We start from the raw sequence: 3431 nt of genomic DNA, 5'->3' as shown, positions 1-3431 counted from the left end.
GCCCACAGCGGCGGGAGCCTGCGAGCGGCGCGCCACACCGCACTGGCCGTTAACGATGCCAAGGCGGATTGCCCAACCCACACACAACGCCGAACCTGCCCGCTGCGGGGGCGCACCCCCGCACACGCCGGAGCCGAACAGGGCAGGAGGTGCGCCGCGCTGGCGCCAAGGGAACGAACAGAAGCGAACGGCGCGCCTGCTGCCTGGGCACTCACCCACCGACCCACAGAGAACGAGCTAGCTTTTCAGGCTGTCCGGCGGCACCGTTGCCGCGTCCGGCTCCTGGCTGTCCGGCTGCATTTCACTGTCCGCCTGCTCCGCCGGATGGGTCGACGCATGAACCGCCTGCAACGCCCGGATACTCACCTGCGTATAGATTTGCGTCGATTCGATACTCGCATGGCCCAACATCGCCTGTATCCAGCGGATATCTGCGCCATTCTCCAACATCTGGGTCGCCATCGCATGGCGGAACAGGTGACAACTGCCCCAGCGGCTGATACCCGATGCCACGATATATTCCTTGGTGACGATAGTGACGCCATTCGGCGTCAGTCCCGCCACGCCGTCCAGCGCCACGAACAACGCGGTAACCTCGGGATTGACCAGCAACTGCGGCCGCACCTGGTGCTGATAATGCAGCACCCACTTTAGCGCCCGTTCTCCGATGGGGATAACCCGGTCTTTTTTCCCCTTGCCCTGCCGGATGGTCACCGTTTTTCGGCTGGCGTCCACCGCGTGCTGGTCAAGCCCGGCCACTTCCATGCGCCGCATCCCCGTTGACCACAACAGCTCCAGCAGCGCCCGGTCACGCAGCCCTTTCAGCGTGCTGATATCCGGCAACGCCAACACCTGCTCCACTTCTTCTACGCTCAGGATATGGCGCGGCAACCGTTTCTCCAGCCTCGGCAACACCAGACCGGATGCCGGGTCGGCCAACAGCAGATGGCTGCGCGTCATCCAGGCGAACCACACCACCAACGGCCCCAACTGGCTCCGCTGCGTCCGGCTGCTCAACGGCTCGCCGTCCGGTTTGCGGTAGGTGAACAGATAGCGTTGATAACGTTCCAGGATGGGTAGGGTGATTTCCTGCGGATAGTGCAACCCGCGTTCAGCGGCCCACAGGATAAAGCGGTATTGATGATGGGTTTGTGTCTTCAGCGTCGTTTCCGACCAGTTGCGCTCCCGCCGCCACATCACGAACCGCAACAGCAGCGCATACAGGCTTTTCGGGTCATGCGCCGGGCCAACCGGTTTACGGTAGACTTCATCCACGGTCAGCAGCGCATCGGCGCGGGGTCTGCGGTAGGCCATTACTCACCTCCAACAGCAGGGGCAGCAGCCCGATTATTTTTCCCCTTTATTACTGCATTTGGCGCAACCCCAACCACTTCCGCCACCAAGCCTTGCCCTGCCTGGCTCGAAGCCACTTTATCACTCTCCAACTTGGCCCCAACTTGGGGGCAACTTGGCACCAACTTGCTGGCTTCCGAGTCCAACTTGCGCTCCCCGCCCTCATGTTCAGCCACATTAAGCAGACCACACAGATGGCTTTCATCACCGTTACCACCATCCCACAGCAGTTGATACTGCAACAGATGGCCACGACTGCCACCGTGCAACAACAGGTACTCCATCTCAGCCAACCGCAGGCAATGCACCTTAAGCTGGTTATCACTCCAGTTGGTGTAACCCCGGATATCCCGCCGGGTAAAGCGCACCTCCGCGCTCTGGCAACCTTGTTGCTCGGCCATTCCTTTGACCATCTCTTGTATCAGCAGCAACAGCTTCCGCGTCTGCGGCGGCATTTCGTCCAGCGTGCGCCCCAGCACCTCATGCGCCAGCCGGTTCGCCAGCGCGATATCAGACCGCGCCACCTCGATATACTCCAGCCATTCCCCCCGATGCTGTACCCGCTTCACCTCCCGCTGGTACTGGTGCAACAGCGCTATCGACTGTATCAACGTCAGGTACTTCATATGGTCGCGCCGGGTGCGGGTTTTATCACTCAGGAACGTCAGTTGTTCCGCATACGGATTCACCACCTTCAGCGGCCGCAACAGCCGCTGTGCATTCTGGTGCAACCGCGTCAGATAGCCTTTCTCACTCACCGCCAACAGCCCTTCCAGCGTTTGATGATGCCGCTGCAAGGCATGTATGGCCTGCGTCTGCTCCCGGCTCTCGTTCACCGTCAGCACCAGACAGCGGTTCAGCAACTCTTCATCCACATCGATGGCCGTGGTGGTCAGCATCAGCATCACCGGGCCTTGCACCTTGTATTCCCGCGTCACCAGTTCGCCGCTCTGCTCGTTCTTGCCCGTCGACGCTATCTTTAGCTCCCCGTCCGACTGCAACAGCTTCAGCGCATACGCCGCCTGCCGTACCCCTTCTTCTTCCGCTATCGCCAGTATCTTGTGCGACAGCGAGGTTTCACCCAGGTAATACAGGCTCTGCCCGGTCATGGCTGAGTACTGGATACGCTCTTCTTCCGGCATCAGGTTCAGCACCGCATCCATCAACGAGGATTTTCCCGCCGCCGAGCTGCTCTGTATCAACACTGCCAAGGGTTTATCCAGCTTGCGTGACACCGCCGCCAGATACCCGGTCAGCAGGTTGGAGGATTCACCCACCACGCCGCACGACGCTAGGTCATTCACCACACGTTCAGCCAGCCGTGCATCTTTCAGCAGTGTCAGCGCGGCCGCTTCATCATCAGCACTCACCGCCACCCCGGCAGGCGCAGCCAGCTCTACCGCCTGCCGCGCCTCGTCCTGCTTCTGCTCCAGCAACAGCAGCAACCGACCTGCCTCACGCTTGATAACCGCCACATCACAGCCCAGCTCGACCACGGCCACGTTGATAAAGCCCTGCCGCTGTTTGGCGTGGTACATGTCCAACTGGTCAACATGGAACGCGCCGCTGGCCTCATCCCGCACCTGCACATTGACCTTCATCACGTCCGGCACGGTGTTTTTCTGCCAGCCCCGCACCCGCCACACGCGTGGGCCGCAGCGCATCAACAGCTCACCCGCTGCCGTGACTTCGCCGGGGATAGGCGCGGTTTCAGCCGACACCGGCGAAGCCTGCACGCCCGGCAAGGCGGCTAAAGAAGAAGGGGTGTCCGGCCCCGGTGTTTCCTGCACGAACACCGCCCCCGGCCCGGTGCCGTGGCCCATCCAGGCCGCTTGTTCCAGCGCCAGCCCCAGCGCTTTCTCCGGGTTACCGCTTTTCAGCGCATACGCATTCGCATCCAGCCCTTGCGGGAACCGCACCCGCCACGCTTCGATCCCCAGCTCCAGCAGATCACCGGCGACAGATTCAGCCCCCCGATCCCCGGCTTCGTCCCGATCGAAGGCGATCAACACCCGCTTCACGCCGTGATACTGCAACGCTGCCAGATGATCCGCCGTAAAGCCGTTGCAGCCATACGC

The 3431-nt window shown here is 61.7% G+C and carries 3 protein-coding genes; all 3 read right to left on the bottom strand.

What is annotated here, in order from left to right; all coding sequences use genetic code 11:
* The coding region (locus tag AC2A1E_RS23855; protein WP_484385819.1) for a hypothetical protein at positions 1-219 on the bottom strand (219 nt) is incomplete at its 3' end.
* Between the two features lie 18 nt (positions 220-237).
* A complete protein-coding gene (gene xerC / locus AC2A1E_RS23850; RefSeq protein WP_484385818.1) occupies positions 238-1314 on the bottom strand; it encodes a site-specific tyrosine recombinase XerC in 1077 nt (358 codons plus the stop codon).
* A partial coding sequence (locus AC2A1E_RS23845; RefSeq protein WP_484385817.1) for a toprim domain-containing protein occupies positions 1314-3431 on the bottom strand: 2118 nt, incomplete at its 5' end. The genes AC2A1E_RS23845 and xerC, both read right to left, overlap by 1 nt.

The organism is Serratia sp. HNCC26DJ206, from assembly GCF_057180605.1.
Note: the sequence above shows the minus strand (reverse complement) of the source record. Positions and strands in the feature narration are given on the sequence as shown.

Excerpts from the sequence above, each read along its gene's own strand:
- xerC (WP_484385818.1), bottom strand. The coding sequence starts at position 1,314 with ATGGCCTACCGCAGACCCCGCGCCGATGCGCTGCTGACCGTGGATGAA.